This window comes from Paenibacillus sp. KN14-4R (genome assembly GCF_052180255.1).
In the GTDB taxonomy this organism is placed as follows: domain Bacteria; phylum Bacillota; class Bacilli; order Paenibacillales; family NBRC-103111; genus Paenibacillus_AM.
In genome coordinates this window covers 3,180,480-3,196,736 of record NZ_CP197466.1, presented here as the reverse complement: position 1 = coordinate 3,196,736, position 16,257 = coordinate 3,180,480, and the positions used below count along the sequence as shown (strand labels likewise).

13 protein-coding genes are annotated in these 16,257 nt (G+C 43.2%); 6 read left to right on the top strand and 7 right to left on the bottom strand.

Annotated elements, in window-relative coordinates:
* The first annotated feature begins 83 nt into the window (after positions 1 to 83).
* The 3 genes from ACSBOP_RS15700 (at position 84) to ACSBOP_RS15690 (ending at position 4,458) form a co-directional block, all read left to right on the top strand.
* A complete protein-coding gene (locus tag ACSBOP_RS15700; protein ID WP_442601462.1) occupies positions 84 to 1,631 on the top strand; it encodes a fumarate hydratase in 1,548 nt (515 codons plus the stop codon).
* 165 nt (positions 1,632 to 1,796) lie between these two features.
* A complete protein-coding gene (gene pnpS / locus ACSBOP_RS15695) occupies positions 1,797 to 3,599 on the top strand; it encodes a two-component system histidine kinase PnpS (protein ID WP_442601461.1) in 1,803 nt (600 codons plus the stop codon).
* A 127-nt stretch (positions 3,600 to 3,726) separates the two neighbouring features.
* Positions 3,727 to 4,458, top strand: a complete 732-nt coding sequence (locus ACSBOP_RS15690) for a response regulator transcription factor (protein WP_442601460.1) — start codon at positions 3,727 to 3,729, stop codon at positions 4,456 to 4,458.
* A 28-nt stretch (positions 4,459 to 4,486) separates the two neighbouring features.
* Here the strand turns inward: ACSBOP_RS15690 and ACSBOP_RS15685 are convergent, their stop codons facing one another.
* The 7 genes from ACSBOP_RS15685 to ACSBOP_RS15655 form a co-directional block, all read right to left on the bottom strand.
* Positions 4,487 to 6,229 (bottom strand): methyl-accepting chemotaxis protein, encoded by a 1,743-nt coding sequence (locus ACSBOP_RS15685; protein ID WP_442601459.1) that lies wholly within the window; start codon positions 6,227 to 6,229, stop codon positions 4,487 to 4,489.
* Between the two features lie 162 nt (positions 6,230 to 6,391).
* Complete coding sequence (gene phoU, locus ACSBOP_RS15680) at positions 6,392 to 7,051, bottom strand: phosphate signaling complex protein PhoU (protein ID WP_442601458.1); 660 nt, start codon at positions 7,049 to 7,051, stop codon at positions 6,392 to 6,394.
* Between the two features lie 17 nt (positions 7,052 to 7,068).
* Positions 7,069 to 7,818 (bottom strand): phosphate ABC transporter ATP-binding protein PstB, encoded by a 750-nt coding sequence (pstB, locus tag ACSBOP_RS15675; protein WP_442601457.1) that lies wholly within the window; start codon positions 7,816 to 7,818, stop codon positions 7,069 to 7,071.
* A 2-nt stretch (positions 7,819 to 7,820) separates the two neighbouring features.
* Positions 7,821 to 8,681: a phosphate ABC transporter permease PstA gene (gene pstA / locus ACSBOP_RS15670; RefSeq protein ID WP_442601456.1), complete on the bottom strand. Its 861-nt coding sequence runs from the start codon at positions 8,679 to 8,681 to the stop codon at positions 7,821 to 7,823.
* A complete protein-coding gene (gene pstC / locus ACSBOP_RS15665) occupies positions 8,678 to 9,514 on the bottom strand; it encodes a phosphate ABC transporter permease subunit PstC (protein ID WP_442604497.1) in 837 nt (278 codons plus the stop codon). The genes pstA and pstC overlap by 4 nt, the downstream gene beginning before the upstream one ends.
* 427 nt (positions 9,515 to 9,941) lie before the next feature.
* The gene (locus tag ACSBOP_RS15660; RefSeq protein WP_442601455.1) at positions 9,942 to 10,820 is read right to left on the bottom strand and encodes a phosphate ABC transporter substrate-binding protein PstS family protein; all 879 of its coding nucleotides are present in this window, start codon (positions 10,818 to 10,820) and stop codon (positions 9,942 to 9,944) included.
* Between the two features lie 92 nt (positions 10,821 to 10,912).
* Positions 10,913 to 11,662, bottom strand: coding sequence for an HAD family hydrolase (locus ACSBOP_RS15655; RefSeq protein ID WP_442601454.1), 750 nt, complete (start codon positions 11,660 to 11,662; stop codon positions 10,913 to 10,915).
* 139 nt (positions 11,663 to 11,801) lie between these two features.
* Here ACSBOP_RS15655 and polA point away from each other — a divergent pair, with 139 nt between their 5' ends.
* The 3 genes from polA to ytaF all read left to right on the top strand — a co-directional run bounded on the left by polA (position 11,802) and on the right by ytaF (position 16,251).
* Positions 11,802 to 14,462 carry a DNA polymerase I gene (gene polA / locus ACSBOP_RS15650; protein ID WP_442601453.1) on the top strand — a complete coding sequence of 887 codons (2,661 nt, stop codon included), beginning with the start codon at positions 11,802 to 11,804 and terminating at the stop codon, positions 14,460 to 14,462.
* Positions 14,463 to 14,651: 189 nt separating this feature from the next.
* Positions 14,652 to 15,476: a DNA-formamidopyrimidine glycosylase gene (mutM, locus tag ACSBOP_RS15645; protein WP_442601452.1), complete on the top strand. Its 825-nt coding sequence runs from the start codon at positions 14,652 to 14,654 to the stop codon at positions 15,474 to 15,476.
* 82 nt (positions 15,477 to 15,558) lie between these two features.
* Complete coding sequence (gene ytaF, locus ACSBOP_RS15640; protein ID WP_442601451.1) at positions 15,559 to 16,251, top strand: sporulation membrane protein YtaF; 693 nt, start codon at positions 15,559 to 15,561, stop codon at positions 16,249 to 16,251.
* The last annotated feature ends 6 nt before the right edge of the window (positions 16,252 to 16,257 follow it).

Here is a 16,257-nt window from a genome sequence, read left to right as displayed (position 1 = left end):
TCTTGGTTTGAGAGAATTATGTTATAATTAAAAACAGTTCAAAAACTAACACAAGTGTAGTAAATGAGAGGAGAACAGCAATTATGCAGCATTTTGAACAAAGTGTTTATCAGCTAATTGTGGAAACTTCGACGAATTTGCCAGGGGACGTTCGTAAAGTGATCCAACAAGCTCAATTAAAGGAAGACGAGGGTACTAGATCTGCCTTGTCATTATCGACGATTGCGGACAATATTACAATGGCAGAGAATAATATATCTCCAATTTGCCAAGATACGGGTATGCCCACGTTTATTATACACTGCCCAGTTGGAGCAAACCAAATTGAAATGAAAAAGCAGATCATTTCTGCAATTAAAAATGCAACAAAGGAAAGCAAGCTGCGTCCTAATTCGGTGGATTCACTAACAGGTGCTAATTCCGGTGATAATGTAGGTCCGGGAACACCTGTGATTCATTTTGAACAATGGGAACGTGACGATATTGAAGTGAAGCTTATACTTAAAGGCGGCGGCTGCGAGAATAAGAACATTCAATATTCATTGCCTGCTGAGCTTGAAGGAATCGGTAAAGCGGGCCGTGATTTAGACGGTATTCGCAAGTGTATCATGCATGCAGTATACCAAGCACAAGGACAAGGCTGTGCGGCAGGATTTATCGGTGTTGGTGTCGGCGGAGATCGCACAAGCGGCTATGAGCTAGCAAAACACCAGTTATTCCGTACGGCGGATGATGTAAATCCAAATGAAGATTTGCGTAAGCTTGAAGAGTATGTGCTTGAGAACGCGAATAAGCTTGGTATTGGTACAATGGGCTTTGGCGGGAAAGTAACCCTCCTAGGTTGTAAAATTGGTGTTATGAACCGTTTACCGGCATCTTTCTTCGTATCCGTTGCTTATAACTGCTGGGCGTTCCGCAGACAAGGTGTTATTTTGAATGCGGTTACAGGTGAAATTCAAGAGTGGGTATACCCAGAAGGTCAAGAAACACCGATGCAATCTAGTCCAGCTATTGAAGATCAGGCGGAGTCAGCAGATGCTGGATCTCGTCGTGAAATTGTGTTGCAGACGCCGATTTCAGAAGAAGATATTCGTAACCTTCGCGTAGGAGACGTTGTGATTATTAATGGTACGATGCACACAGGCCGTGATGCACTGCATAAGTACTTGATGGATCACGACGCACCAGTTGATCTGAATGGTGCTGTTATTTATCACTGTGGACCGGTAATGGGTAAGACGGAAGCAGGTGAGTGGCAGGTAAAAGCAGCAGGACCGACAACTTCCATTCGGGAGGAGCCTTACCAAGGTGATATTATCCGTAAGTTCGGTATCCGTGCTGTTATCGGAAAAGGCGGTATGGGCGCTAAGACACTTGCTGCACTACAAGAACATGGTGCTGTATATTTGAATGCGATCGGTGGAGCTGCTCAGTTCTATGCGAAGTGTTTCAAGAAAGTTGATGGTGTTGATTACATGGAGTTCGGTATTCCTGAAGCCATGTGGCATTTGGATACAGAAGGGTTCGCTGCGATTGTAACAATGGATTCCCATGGAAATTCCTTACATGCTGATGTAGAGAAAGATTCACTAGAGAAGTTGGCAAGCTTCAAAGAGCCTGTTTTTAAATAAAAGAAGAAGTGCTGAGGAGACCCGGTCTGCATATGCAGTCGGGTTTTCCTTTGAGTTGAGATGATTTACATAAAATTAACTGGATAAACTAAAATGCACGGGTTACTATGATAGGTAGATTTTTTTACAGGTTTAAACAAATAACTGCCAAGGAGCTTGAATAGTATGAATAAATTCCGTGTGAAGCTGACCCTTTTATTAATCGTATTAATAGGTTTTTCCATGCTGTGCGCGGGTGTCTTTATGGCGACTATATTTGAGAGATCTCATATTAGTGAACTGAAAAATAATCTCATTCGAGAGCTTAAAGTGATTTCAATAACAGGCAACTGGAATCGGGCTGGAAATGATGAAAGTCTCATCCGTATTTATACAGAAGAAACGAAGAAATTAAGTGAATATACGGGTGCACGGGTCACATTTATACGCAAAGATGGGAAAGTGCTCGGTGATTCAGAGAAAGACCCGAGGACGCTAGATAATCACAAAGATCGGCCTGAAATTGTAGATGCACTTGCACATCAGATCGGTTTTTACAAACGTTACAGTGACACCACTCTACAAAACATGCTGTATGCGGCTATTTCGGTTGATCAAGCAAATGGTGAATCTATTGGTGTTCTACGTATCGCAATGAGCTTAGCTGAGGTGGAGTCAACGGTTAATCAGCTTTGGGTTTATCTCATCGTTGGGATGGTTATTTTGTTTATTATCGTGAGTTTTATTTCGTATCGAATTGCAGCGGGAATTACTCGCCCCATTGAGAAAATTACGCGGGTTGCGCAGCAAATTACGAATCGGAACTATCGAGCTCGAGTGAACATAAGGAGTAAAGATGAGGTTGGGCAGCTTGGACATGCGGTGAATCGAATGTCAGACAGCTTACAGCAGCAAATGAATCGTATTCTGGAGAATGAAAGCCGTCTGAAAGGCGTGCTGGGTAATATGTCAGCAGGTGTCATGATGGTGGATCGTGAGGGAGGGATTGCGCTCTTAAACCCTTCTGCGGAGTCGATACTTGGTTTTGCTGCCTCAGAGCTTCTAGGTAAGCGATATGATGAAGCACAGCAGCAAGCACAGCTGATTCAATTGATTGAACGTTGCATGGAGAAACAGCAGCTGATTAGAGAAGAGATGGTGTTCTACTACCCAGCTGAAAGTATCCTGGAAGTGAATGCAATCCCAATCATTCAAGGTGATGATATTTGGTCGGGTGTCCTGATCGTGCTTCACGACATCACAGCGATTCGTAGATTAGAGAAGATGCGCAGCGAATTTGTGGCGAACGTGTCCCATGAACTAAAAACGCCGATTGCTTCGGTTAAAGGCTTTGCAGAGACGCTACTTGCCGGCGCGATGAAGGATGAAGATACGGCGAAGGCATTTTTGAAAATTATCTACGATGAATCGGAGCGCTTGAACCGTTTGATTGGTGATATTCTAGAGTTGTCCAAAATTGAATCCAAGCGTGTTCCGCTTCAGCTCGCACCTGTCTCGCTCATGACGGTTGTCGAAGGATCTATGCACATGATGCAAGCAGAGGCTGATCAGAAATCGATTCAGCTTGAGATGCGCGTAGAAGGGGATCTTTATTTAGAAGCGGATGAAGACCGCTTAAGACAAATCATAATCAACTTACTATCGAATGGAGTAAATTATACGATGGAAGGCGGGAAAGTTCGTATTCTAGCTGAGCCCGTTCGAGCTGAGCAAGAGGAGGAATCGGATTACGAACGTATACGAATCACGATTTCGGATACGGGTATTGGTATTCCGAAACAGGATCTGCCACGTGTATTTGAACGATTCTATAGAGTGGATAAGGCACGTTCTCGCAGTTCAGGTGGCACAGGTTTAGGGTTATCTATTGTAAAGCATCTGGTAGAGTTGCATAATGGTACTATACAAGTGGAAAGTGAAATTGGAATTGGAACGAAATTTACGATAGAGCTCCCAGTTATACACTAGTATTTTTAGGGAAAGCTATGTTTTATTTACATGACGATTACAATTCAGTTTACACAAAATTTACATTCAGATGTTATGATGACAATATATATGAAGATTCTATTAATAATAGTTAGGGGATTATCCCATGACACCAAAAATATTAGTAATTGAAGATGAGCCGACACTGGCTAGACTTCTTTCCTATAATCTGACGCAAGATGGTTATGAGGTAAAAGTGGTCGAGCACGGTGGGGAAGGCTTTCAACTTGCCATGCAGCAAGCGCATGATTTAATTATATTGGATCTTATGCTGCCTGGTATGAATGGGTTTGAGATTTTGACCAAGCTACGTCAAAAAGGTGTACGTACACCTGTTATTATTCTGACTGCTCGTAATGCGGAAGAAGAAGTGGTGCAAGGACTTAAGCATGGTGCAGATGATTATATGACCAAGCCATTTGGCGTCGCAGAACTGCTTGCTAGAGTGTCTGCTGTCTTACGACGGACAAAGTCTGATGAATTGATGTCAGATGACTTAGCTAAATCCAATGATAAAGTGATTATCATCGGGGATCTCTATGTGTATCCGGAGAAGTATGAGGTTATTCTGCACAATACGTCGATTTCATTACGTCCCAAAGAATTTGAAGTGCTGTTATACTTAGCTCAACGACCAGGGTTTGTCGTATCTAGAGACGATCTAATGAATATCGTGTGGGGCTTTGACTATTTTGGCGGTCAGCGTACAGTGGATGTACATGTAAGCTCACTTCGTAAGAAGCTGGAGATGAGTCAGCAATCCGTGCAAATTGAATCCATTCGTGGTGTAGGCTATAAGTTGATTGTGCAAAATCAGGTTAAGCGAGTAACGGAATAGGGGTCACAAAATAGAGAGAAGCTGCAGTTTAATCTGCAGCTTCTTTTCTATGATTAGACTCAACAATTGTAAATTTATTAATTTCATCGAAAAGTTGCACAGATAACGATGAAATATCTTCAGCCTGTTTGGCGATGTGTCTAATCGCTGAATCTTGTTCACAGGATGTGGAATTGACTTCTTCGACTCCAGCAGCTGTCTGCTGTGCGATGCCTGCGACTTGAACAATTGCATCAACAATGGATGTATTTTTCATGCGAATATCTTGTGTGCGTTGCTGCATTTGATCAATTTGTTGCGACATGCCCAACATGACTTGTTGAATGGCATGAAATGACTGTAGGGAGTCATGAACATGATTTTGTTGAATGTTTGAAATACGGTCTGCGTCAGTAAGAGTTTGTGATAATTCGGTAATTTGTTGCTGTAAGTTTTGGATAATGTCCACTATGGTTTGAGACGAATCCTTGGTCTGCATCGAGAGCATTCTGACTTCTTCGGCAATGATGGAGAATCCACGGCCCTGCTGACCAGCTCGCGATGCTTCAATCGCTGCGTTAAGGGACAGTATCTGGGTCTGTGTAGATACGTTCTGAATCGTATTTACAATGACTTCGATTTGAGTTGAAGAGGTATGAAGTGTCTCCATAACGGCTATGATTTGTTGTAAAATTTGTTTAGCTTGTTGAGTTGATTGCTGCAAATGTTCTGCAGATTGAGAGCCTTGTTCTGTCGTTTGAATGGCGCTATAGCTTTTTTGCTGCATATCGAGTGCATATTCCGTCATGTTATGTATATCTTGCTGTAAGTCTGTGATAGTTAGTGAAGTGGTTTCGGTATGCTGTGCTTGTTCGTCAGTGCCGACAGAGATAGCTTGGATCGCGCGAACAATATCGGCATTCGCAGATGCTGTACTTTGTGAAAAATGATGAAACGTCTGAGCATGTCCAGCAAGTGATGAAGCGATTACCTGTGTATGATTTAGCATGCTTCGTACTTGGTCAATCATAAGATCGAAGCTGCGAGATAAATCGCCAAGCTCGTCTTTGGAATCGTTATTTATTCGATGGGTAAGATCTCCTTGAGCAATCCGTTTCACTGCCGCCTGGAGCCGTTGAATCGGTCGCATGAAAGAGCGAATATGTAAGAATGTTATACCGCTAGAGACAACGATGACTAGGATAAAAGCAAGCATAGCAAAATAAATAGCTTCATTGACGGTATGCTCTGCAGTGAGTTGAGCTTGCTCAGCAGAATTTGAATAAATTGCATAAAATTTATCCATCATCTGGAAAAAATATTCCTTATGAATTTGAGATAAGTTAAAGTTACTCTCTAATGCGTGTTCTTTGTCTTGGGAACTTAGTGAGTTGCTTTTCAGAATCCGAGTCACAGCTTCAAAAGTTGTCGTATATTCATTCGTGTTTTCAGTTATTTGTGCGATCATATTCGTTTCTTGTTGACTGGATGCGGTTTGTGAGATTTGCTTGATTAGTTCTTCGATTTTGGTTTTTACATCGTTGAATTTTGGAGCAAGTTCCGTATTTTTCGTAATAATGACGGTGCTTTTGATTGTCTCTAACTCGTTCATTTTCACTTTAAGCTCCATGACCAATTGCTGTTTGCTTTTCTCGTGATTCTGTAGTCCCATCGTATCTTGCAGAGTTAGAAATTGACTTCGATTAAACAAGCTAACACAACCCATAATAAGCAAGATCAAGCAAGAACTCCAAATCATTCGTGCTTTTAATGTTCGTTTGTAAAAGAGCACGCAGCAAATTCCCCCTCATGTTAATCCAATTATGAAATAACTCCCACTCATAGTACGAATAAAAGATCAACGGAAATAAAGGTATTTGTAAACGAAATATAAAAAATAAATAGCCGCTTAAAGATCCCAAGAAAGAATCCTCAAGCGGCTATCGAATAGAAGTTAAATGTTCAAGTCTTTACGTTTGCCTGTAAGCATATAAATCACGTCTTCGCCAATATTTGTTACATGATCCGCTACACGTTCTAAGTAATGAACGACGAAGGAGAGGTGAGAGAGTTGACGATTGCGTGCATAATCACTGCCCATCATCAAGATAAGCTCTTGAAGCAATTCTGCGTAAAGACGATCAACTTGTTCTTCTTTCTCTGCAAGGGATGCCGCCAAATTCACATCACGCTGTGTGTAAGAATTTAAACTGTCATGAAGCATATCAATTGTAATCTGCGCCATTTGCGGGATTGTGACAAGCGGTTTAACGAGCTGCTCATCAGCAAGACGGAGAACGATCTTAGCTATATCAACGGCATGATCTGCAATACGCTCAAGATCAGTTGCGATTTTTCTTGCCGTTTGAATGATACGTAAGTCAGAAGCCATCGGCTGTTGACGAGCAATAAGGCGAACACAGACTTCTTCAATGTTCAGCAGCGTTTGGTCGATGGCATCATCATGTGCAATCGTTTTTTTCGCGAGTTCAACATCCAATCTTGCTAAGGCATCGACAGCTTGACGAATGGATTGCTGTACTTCACTGCCCATATTGAGCAATTGTGACTGTAAATCAGCTACCGATTGATGGAATAAAGACCTGTTATCCATGATGGACCTCCCTTTTATTAACCGAATCGACCTGTAATGTAGTCTTCGGTCTTCTGATTACTTGGATTGGTGAAAATTTTATCCGTTTGATCCGTTTCCACAAGTATGCCATTTAAGAAAAACGATGTGGTATCTGAAATACGTGCGGCTTGCTGCATGTTGTGCGTCACAATAATGATCGTATAGCGATCTTTCAATGTCTGTGTTAGTTCTTCTACTTTCAATGTTGAGATCGGATCAAGTGCAGACGTAGGCTCATCCATGAGTAAGACATCAGGCTCAACCGCAAGCAAGCGGGCGATGCAGAGACGCTGCTGTTGACCACCAGATAAACCAAGAGCCGATTTGTTCAAGCGATCTTTAACTTCATCCCAAAGTGCGGCTTGTTTCAAGCTGCGTTCTACAAGCTCATCAAGTACCGCTTTCTTCTTAATACCATGTATACGCGGGCCGTAAGCAATATTGTCATAAATACTCATTGGAAAAGGATTCGGACGCTGGAATACCATACCGACACGTTTACGCAGCGATACAATGTCCGTGTCCGCGTTATAGATGTTATGACCGTCTACATTTACTTCGCCAGTAATTCGAACGCTATCGATGAGATCATTCATGCGATTAATTGTCCGCAAGAAAGTGGATTTACCGCAGCCAGACGGGCCGATTAACGCGGTTACGGATTGATCAGGAATGTTTAAATTGATATCAAAAAGGGCTTGATGCTCCCCATAAAATAAGTTTAGATCTTTTACATGAATAGACATAATTATTTACCTCCCGATAGTCTTCTTTGGTAGATTCGACTAGGAATGACGATGAGTAAGTTAAAGACTAGAACGACGAGAAGCAATAGTGCAGCACTTCCTTGGGCAATCTGTTTGGCATCGGGAACGATCGCCTCGGATTGAATGTACCAAAGATGCGTAGCAAGCGTCTCACCCATTGCCATCGGATTGAAATCCGGGAAATGCCGTGAAGTCGATAAACCTGCGGTATAAATTAAGATTGCTGTTTCACCAAGTGCACGTCCTGCAACAAGTGTAATACCTGTAATGAGACTAGGCAGGGCAGCAGGCAATAGCACTTTACGAATGGCTTGCCATTTCGTCGAACCAAGTGCAAGACTAGCTTCCCAATATGATTCAGGAACTGTACGAATAGATTCTTCCGTCACCCGAACAAGTACAGGTAAATTCAAAAGTGACAAGGCTAATGAACCACTTATAATGGATATTTTCAATCCCATCAAGTTAACGAAAATTAGGAAACCAAACAAACCGAAAACGATGGATGGAACGGAAGATAAGGCTTCAACAGAGATCCGAATGAGATCTGTAAATTTATTGTTTCGTGCATAAACAGCTAAATAGATACCAGCTCCGATCCCAATTGGCAAGGAGAAAAGCAAGGACAGGAACAAGATATAGAAAGAGTTAAACAACTGTGGTCCAACCCCGCCGCCAGATACAATGTCTTGCGACTTGGATGTGAGAAATTTCCATGATAAGTGAGGGAGCCCGTCGCCGATGATTCGAATTAAGAACCAAGCAAGAATAAAGGCGATAATCAGACCTGTTGCCCAAAAATAAGCGGTCGCAATACGATCCGTTAGTTTACTCTTCTTCATTTCAGTTCACTCCTCTTGGCCACAACACGAATGATAATAATGAGTCCAAGGGACATGAGAAGGAGCAACAATGCCATCATATAGAGCGCATTGTTCCAAGTTGTTCCATAATTCGTATTTCCCAGGTCTTTGACAATCGCGGTTGTGAGCACAGTTGTTGAATCAATTAAGGATTTAGGCATTTGTGGTGAGTTACCGATAACCATGAATACAGCCATTGTCTCACCGATTGCTCGTCCAATACCAAGAACAGTTCCTGTAATAATGCCAGGTCTTGCAGCAGGGAGAAGGACGCGCCAGATAGTCTGCCATCTCGTCGCTCCAAGCGCAAGAGAAGCCTCTTCCAGTCTGGGTGGTAATGCGCGGATCGCATCTTCAGAAATCGATAGAATGGTTGGCAAAATCATAATGGCGAGAATGATTGCCGCTGGCAGAATCCCGTATCCAGTTCCGTTTACGACTTTACCGATAAAAGGTACGATGACCGTTAATCCGATTAAACCGTACACAACAGATGGAATACCTACGAATAAATCTGTTGCTGGACGTAAGATGGAACGTACCCACTTAGGAGCGATCTTAGCCATGAACACAGCCCCTGATACGGCAAGGGGAACAGCAAATACGATTGATAAAAAAGTAAGCAGCAAAGTGCTGAATATGAAGGGTAAGGCACCGAACTCATTGTTGCTTGGATTCCATTCTTTTGAGAAGAAAAATTCAATTGGTGAAACACCTTGGAATGTTTTGAGTCCTTGCAGGCCAACAAACCCAATAATGGAGAAAATGACGGCAGATACAATGATGGCACTTCCAATAAAGATGTATCGCATGATTTGATCGTTGCGAGTTTGAGATTGTGAACGTTTGGATTTCGTGGTGGTCCCCTGCTGGTGGTGCTTTTCTGAGATCGAGTTCAACCAGGAATCCCCCTTTTCATGTATTTAATTGAGCTAATGTCATGAACATCATAAAAGATATTTGTAAACGACACTTTAAGGTTTTGTAAACGGAGTGTTAAATTTCGAAAAATGTCTGATAGTGCGACGACGCGTTATCTAAGTCCTTCCATCGCTGTTGAAAATGAGTCCCATTGATTAGATTTAGATTGGATTGGTAGGTTGGGACTCATGTTTCAAAGGCGACCGCTGCGCTCTCCATGACTTAGATTACGCTGAGTCGCTTCCAATGAAGATTTTTCTATACAGCAAAAAAGAGCGGTGGGGGGCCACTGCTCTTTTTGCTATAGGGAGTTACGGATTATTTTTTAAGGAATGTAGCAGGTAAGAACTTAAGCTCTTCAATACGTTTGTTTTGGAAGTCAGGGCTTAGGATGTAGTCGATGAATGCTTTAACTGCGCCAGTTGCTTCACCTTTTGTATACATGTGCTCGATACCGAACAATTTGTAGGAACCGTCTTTAATTGTTTCTTTGGAGTAAGCTACGCCATCGAATTTCAATGCTTTCACTTCAGCATCAATATATGGTGAATCTACATAACCGATTGAACCAGTAGTTTGAGCAACTGCTGTTTTCATAGCACCGCTGCTTTCTTGTTCAACTCCGCCTTTTGCGAAATCAGCACTTCCTAGAACGATTTGCTTCACAAGTTTACGGGAACCGGAGCTGTCTGGACGGTTCACGATTGTAATCTTTTTGTCAGCGCCGCCAACTTCTTTCCAGTTTGTAATTTTACCGGAGAAGATGTCTGCAGCTTGTGCTTTCGTCAAGTTTTCAATATTTACATCTTTGTTCACGATTAGTGCGAAAGGTGCAACCGCAACAATGTGGTCGACTAAACCTTTATCTTTATATTCAGCACCAGATTCTACATCAGAGTTACCGATATTAGAAGTACCGTCTGCTACGTTCTTAAGTCCTGTACCTGAACCGCCTGCAGTTACGTTAACTGTTACTTTTGGATTTTTGTCTTGGAACTCAGTTGCTGCTTGTTTAACAAGTGGTAGAAGTGCGCTGGAACCTGAAGCTGTAACTGTACCGGAAATTTCTTCAACTTTTGCTGTCGGAGTGGACTCATTCTTTTTAGCCTCTTCTTTGCCGCCGCAGCCTGCAAGTAATCCCATGGATAATACGATACTCATTGAAACAGCGAATACTTTGGATTGTTTGAACATCATTTGAATGTTCCCCCTTGTTTTTTGTTTACAGGGGTTATCTTAACAATGAAATGTTAACTCCAAGGCAAAGTTTCATTAACGGAATGTAAAACTTATAGAACTTGAGTCAAGAGGCGGAGGGCACGAATGATAATAACGCGCTGCTTACCAATTTTGCGCTGTGATATTTTTTTCATATGATTGGGATGAATCCAGATGGCATCCATACCGCACTTTGTTGCGCCAAGAACGTCATTCTTCCAAGAGTTACCGACCATAATCGCATGTGAGGGGCTGCAGTTCATTGCTTTCATTGCACTTTCATAAATAGCGGGATGCGGTTTGCGGTAGCCATCTTGCTGGGAGGAGAAGATACGCTCATGAGTAAACCACTTACCCAGCTTAAGTTGACTCCAGTTTTTCTCAAGTCGTTTGCGGGAACCGTTGGAGATGATGGCGAGTGTATATTTTTCCGAGAGTGCCCGAAGTGTATCATCAACACCAGGGAATAAGGTCACATAACTTTCCTCTGCATCATCAACCGCATTAAAGAATGCCTTCATAAAGGTAGGAGTAAGTTTAAACGAATATGGCTCAAGTGCCTTAGTTAGGCACTGCATTCGCATATCCTCAGCTTGGGAGGAACCTTTAATGTGGGATTTCCGGTGTTTGCTCCATTCCAGTTTATACACTTGAAGCACATCGTTGGGATTCCAACTTGCATTTCCATCTTTCCATCTGCCTGTAAAATCTTGAAGCACCTCATGAAAAGCCATGTCAAAGCATTTACGGCGATCCACTAACGTATTGTTCATGTCAAAAAAAACAACTTTTTTGCCACTCTGGGTAAAAAAGGGGCCCATCGAAGCTCCTCCTCTATCTTATACCGAAATATTTTTCTTACATTATGTTTATGAAGAACTTTGGGCATCAATGTCTGCTTTGGGATTTACTTCAGCTATGCTATGATGGACATAGTATGAATAAATTGGGGTGCTCCTAATGGAAAAATTAATCATCATTGATGGAAATAGTATTGCTTATCGTGCTTTTTTTGCATTGCCTTTGTTGAGCAACTCAAGTGGTTTACATACGAATGCATTGTTTGGCTTTACAACAATGATGCTGCGTTTAATAGAAGAAGAAAAACCAACACATTTCCTAGTTGCTTTTGATGCAGGTAAAGTAACATTTCGACATAAAGAATATACCGAATATAAAGGTGGCAGACAGAAAACTCCACCTGAACTGTCTGAACAATTTCCAGTTCTGAAACAATTAATTACAGCTTTCGGGATCGAGCAATATGAACTTGATGGGTTCGAAGCGGATGATATTATTGGTACGTTAACACGTCAGGCGGATGCAGAAGGGAAAAAGGTGCTTGTCGTATCCGGAGATAAGGATATGCTGCAGCTTGCTTCTGATCATGTCACTGTGGCGATTACACGTAAGGGAATTTCTGAGGTAGATCGTTTTGGACCTGTGGAGATTCAGGAGAAGTATGGATTAACACCGAAGCAAATTATTGATCTAAAGGGTTTAATGGGAGATACATCGGATAATATTCCTGGTATTCCAGGTGTAGGAGAGAAAACAGCGCTTAAGTTCTTACATGAATACGGCACAGTGGAAGAAGTCCTTGCTCATGCTGACCAGATCAAAGGTAAAATTGGTGAAAAGGTTGCAGCTCACGCGGAAGATGCCCGGATGAGTAAGCAGCTTGCAACAATTTACAGAGACGTTCCGATGGCAGCGGAGTGGGAAAGCCTGCAGTTTGACGGTTTTCAAGGTACAGCGCTGAAGGATATGTTCAGCAAGTTGGAATTTAAATCGCTACTTGCGAAGCTCGATTTCTCAGATGCAGAAAGCGAAGCTTCATTAGATAGCATGGAAGAACTTTCGATTACGATCGTTTCCAGCGAAAAAGATTTCGAAGCGCTACTTGCGGCGCTGCCGCAAGTAGAAGCGCTGCATATTGAGGTGATTGGTGACAACCCTCACCAAGGGGAAGTGCTGGGCGCCGCGCTCCACACTGCGGCGATGAGCTTTTACGTGCCTTTCGCGGCGCTGTGCGGCGAAGGGGATGGCGCGCAAGGCTTGCGCGCCTGGCTCGGCGATGTGAATGCGGCGAAGGTCGTATGCGACCTTCACCGAGCTGACATCGCCTTGCACTGGCATGGCGTCACGCTGCGCGGCGTGACGCAAGACGTGCTGCTTGCCGCTTATTTGCTCGACCCGACAGAGTCGAGTCTAACGCTTAGCGGCATGGCAGCCCGTTACGGCGCGCTTGCTTTGCGCGCCGATGAAGATGTATACGGCAAGGGAACCAAGTTCCGCTTGCCGGAAGAAGCAGCCCTTGCGTCACATTTGTGTCGCAAGGCGCAGGTGACCGCTCATCTAGCAGGGCTGATGAGCGAAGCCCTCGCAAGCAGCGGCATGGGTCCGCTCTTCCATGAGCTGGAACTACCGCTTACAGGCGTTCTTGCCGGTATGGAGCAGCAGGGTATCAAGGTAGATACTGCTGCATTAAAGCAGCTCGGCGATGGCTTCGCTGCTGAGTTGGACAAGATCATGAACCGTATCTACGAGCTTGCGGGTACAGAATTTAACATCAACTCACCGAAGCAGTTAGGTGAAGTTCTTTTTGAAAAGTTAGGCTTACCTGTTCAAAAGAAGACTAAGACCGGCTACTCCACCGATGCGGAAGTATTGGAACGACTAGCACCTTATCACGATGCGATCGGGCTTATTTTACATTATCGTCAATTGTCCAAGCTCCTCTCGACTTATGTAGAAGGACTGCTGAAGGAAGTGCGTACCAGCACAGGCAAAGTGCATACGTACTATAGACAGACGATTGCCGCAACAGGCAGATTGTCGTCACAGTTTCCGAACTTGCAAAATATCCCGATTCGTATGGAAGAAGGACGCCAAATTCGTAAAGTGTTCGTCCCTTCTGAACCGGGTTGGTCCATACTTGCTGCAGACTATTCGCAGATCGAGCTGCGTGTGCTTGCCCATATCTCGCAAGATCCTAAATTAATTGAAGCATTTCAACATAACCTAGATGTTCATACGAAAACAGCGATGGACGTATTCGGCGTATCGCAGGATCAAGTGGATTCCAACATGCGTCGTTCAGCGAAGGCTGTTAACTTCGGTATCGTATACGGTATTTCTGATTATGGTTTATCGCAGAACTTGAACATTACACGTAAAGATGCTGGGAAGTTTATCGAGCAGTATTTTGCTGTATTCGGCGGGGTTCGTAAATTCATGGATGATGTGGTTATTGAAGCTCGTAAGAATGGCTATGTGACGACCATGCTTGGAAGACGCCGTATTTTACCAGAAATTAATGCATCGAATTTCAATCTTCGTTCTTTTGCAGAGCGTACCGCGATGAACACACCGATCCAAGGTACAGCAGCAGACATTATTAAGCTCGCGATGGTAAACATGGCAGCAAGACTGCGTGAAGAAGGACTCGAATCTCGCATGCTATTACAGGTACACGATGAATTGGTATTCGAAGTGCCGCCGCATGAATTGGAGCTCATGAAACAAATCGTACCTGAAGTGATGGAATCCGCATTAAAACTAGATGTACCACTCAAAGCTGACGTCAGTTTCGGTCTGAATTGGTACGAAGCTAAATAAGGAATAAGTTTACAAACGTAAAGTGGAAGAGAATAGAAGTACTGTAGGAGCGAAGCGTTCGCCTTTGAAAAAGTGAATACCCTATTTAACCTAATCAAAATTCACGATTTCAACAGCGGCCGAAAGTGCTTCTTTTCTCTGTAACGACTAAATTTTGAACACATGATTACGAATTGGTGAGGTGACCCGATGCCAGAACTACCTGAAGTTGAAACCGTACGAAGAACGCTCACCGAGCTTGTTGTAGGCAAGACGGTTGCTTCTGTTGAAGTTCGTCTGAATCGCATTATCCAGCTACCCGATGACCCGGCGCTATTCGCTGCTTTGCTGCAAGGACAGACGATCCAAGCAGTCGGGCGCAGAGGGAAGTTTCTTCGCATTATTTTTGATGACTTTGTACTCGTGTCTCATCTGCGGATGGAGGGGAGATATGGCGTGTATCCGAAGGATGAACCTGTGGAATTGCACACACATGTCTTGTTTACGTTCACAGATGGAACCGAGCTTCGATATAAAGATGTGCGTCAATTCGGTACGATGCATTTATTTCCTAAGGGTGAGGAATTTGTGAAGCCTCCACTTAATAAACTGGGACTAGAACCTCTTGAGGATGTTTTTACACTAGAGGCTTTCACCCATGCAATCGCGAATCGTTCCACCAAGATCAAGCCGCTGCTGCTGAATCAAGAACGCATTGTTGGCATCGGCAACATTTATGTGGATGAATCGTTATTCTTAGCGGGGATTCACCCTGAACGTGAAGCGAAATCTTTAAGCTCTGATGAACGGAAGGCTTTATACACGGCAATTGTTGAAACGCTCAAACATGCTGTTGAAGTAGGTGGTTCGTCGATTAAATCGTTCGTGAATGGACAGGGCGAGATGGGCATGTTCCAGCATCAGTTCAAAATATATGGTCGTAAAGACGAACCATGTAAAAAATGCGGAGCACCGATTACCAAATATGTGGTTGCTGGTCGTGGCACGCATATTTGTACAAACTGCCAGAAATAATCGAAAAATAGGCACCATGGACAAATGAACCTCCATAAGATAGAGAGAAATGCTGAAATGCTTTCTTTAGGGGGATGTATCTATGTTGCCTATCTTGTCACTTTTTGTGCTTGCCATTGCCGTATCACTTGATGGATTTGGTGTGGGTATGATGTATGGATTACGTAAAATCCGTATCGGCTTGCTTTCCATCGCCATTATTTCCTGTTTCTCCGGCTTTATTATTTACATGTCCATGGGAATTGGCAGGTGGCTGTCCACTTTCCTAAGCTCTGAATGGTCGAGCAGGATTGGGGCAATCATTCTTATAGGGATTGGTGTATGGGCACTCATTCAGCTTTTTATACAAAAGAATCACGAATCTCGGGATAACCATTCTGAGGCGTTAGTTGAGAAAAACGATACGACTGCAGAAAGCCAGAACCATTCGGTCAAAGAAATTTTAAACATCGAACTGCGTCGGTTTGGGCTCGTGATTCAAATTCTTCGCACACCAGCAGTAGCTGACATGGATAAATCAGGGTCTATTTCTGCATCTGAAGCGGTGTTTCTTGGCTTGGCACTGTCTCTGGATTCGTTCGGAGCAGGAATTGGCGCGGCATTAATCGGGTTTGCACCTGCATTAACAGCAGCAGTGATTGCGTTCTCGAGTGGTACGTTCATTTCGCTAGGTCTTCATTTTGGATTGCGATTCGCTGATTTAGCTTGGATTCGTAAAATGTCATTGTTGCCTGGGTGCGTACTCATCCTAATGGGAATCATCAAATTATTATAAAGTGTA

Excerpts from the sequence above, each read along its gene's own strand:
- pstA (WP_442601456.1), bottom strand. The coding sequence starts at position 8,681 with ATGAAGAAGAGTAAACTAACGGATCGTATTGCGACCGCTTATTTTTGG.
- pnpS (WP_442601461.1), top strand. The coding sequence starts at position 1,797 with ATGAATAAATTCCGTGTGAAGCTGACCCTTTTATTAATCGTATTAATA.
- ACSBOP_RS15660 (WP_442601455.1), bottom strand. The coding sequence starts at position 10,820 with ATGATGTTCAAACAATCCAAAGTATTCGCTGTTTCAATGAGTATCGTA.
- ytaF (WP_442601451.1), top strand. The coding sequence starts at position 15,559 with ATGTTGCCTATCTTGTCACTTTTTGTGCTTGCCATTGCCGTATCACTT.
- polA (WP_442601453.1), top strand. The coding sequence starts at position 11,802 with ATGGAAAAATTAATCATCATTGATGGAAATAGTATTGCTTATCGTGCT.
- pstB (WP_442601457.1), bottom strand. The coding sequence starts at position 7,818 with ATGTCTATTCATGTAAAAGATCTAAACTTATTTTATGGGGAGCATCAA.
- pstC (WP_442604497.1), bottom strand. The coding sequence starts at position 9,514 with ATGCGATACATCTTTATTGGAAGTGCCATCATTGTATCTGCCGTCATT.
- phoU (WP_442601458.1), bottom strand. The coding sequence starts at position 7,051 with ATGGATAACAGGTCTTTATTCCATCAATCGGTAGCTGATTTACAGTCA.
- ACSBOP_RS15700 (WP_442601462.1), top strand. The coding sequence starts at position 84 with ATGCAGCATTTTGAACAAAGTGTTTATCAGCTAATTGTGGAAACTTCG.
- ACSBOP_RS15690 (WP_442601460.1), top strand. The coding sequence starts at position 3,727 with ATGACACCAAAAATATTAGTAATTGAAGATGAGCCGACACTGGCTAGA.
- ACSBOP_RS15655 (WP_442601454.1), bottom strand. The coding sequence starts at position 11,662 with ATGGGCCCCTTTTTTACCCAGAGTGGCAAAAAAGTTGTTTTTTTTGAC.
- mutM (WP_442601452.1), top strand. The coding sequence starts at position 14,652 with ATGCCAGAACTACCTGAAGTTGAAACCGTACGAAGAACGCTCACCGAG.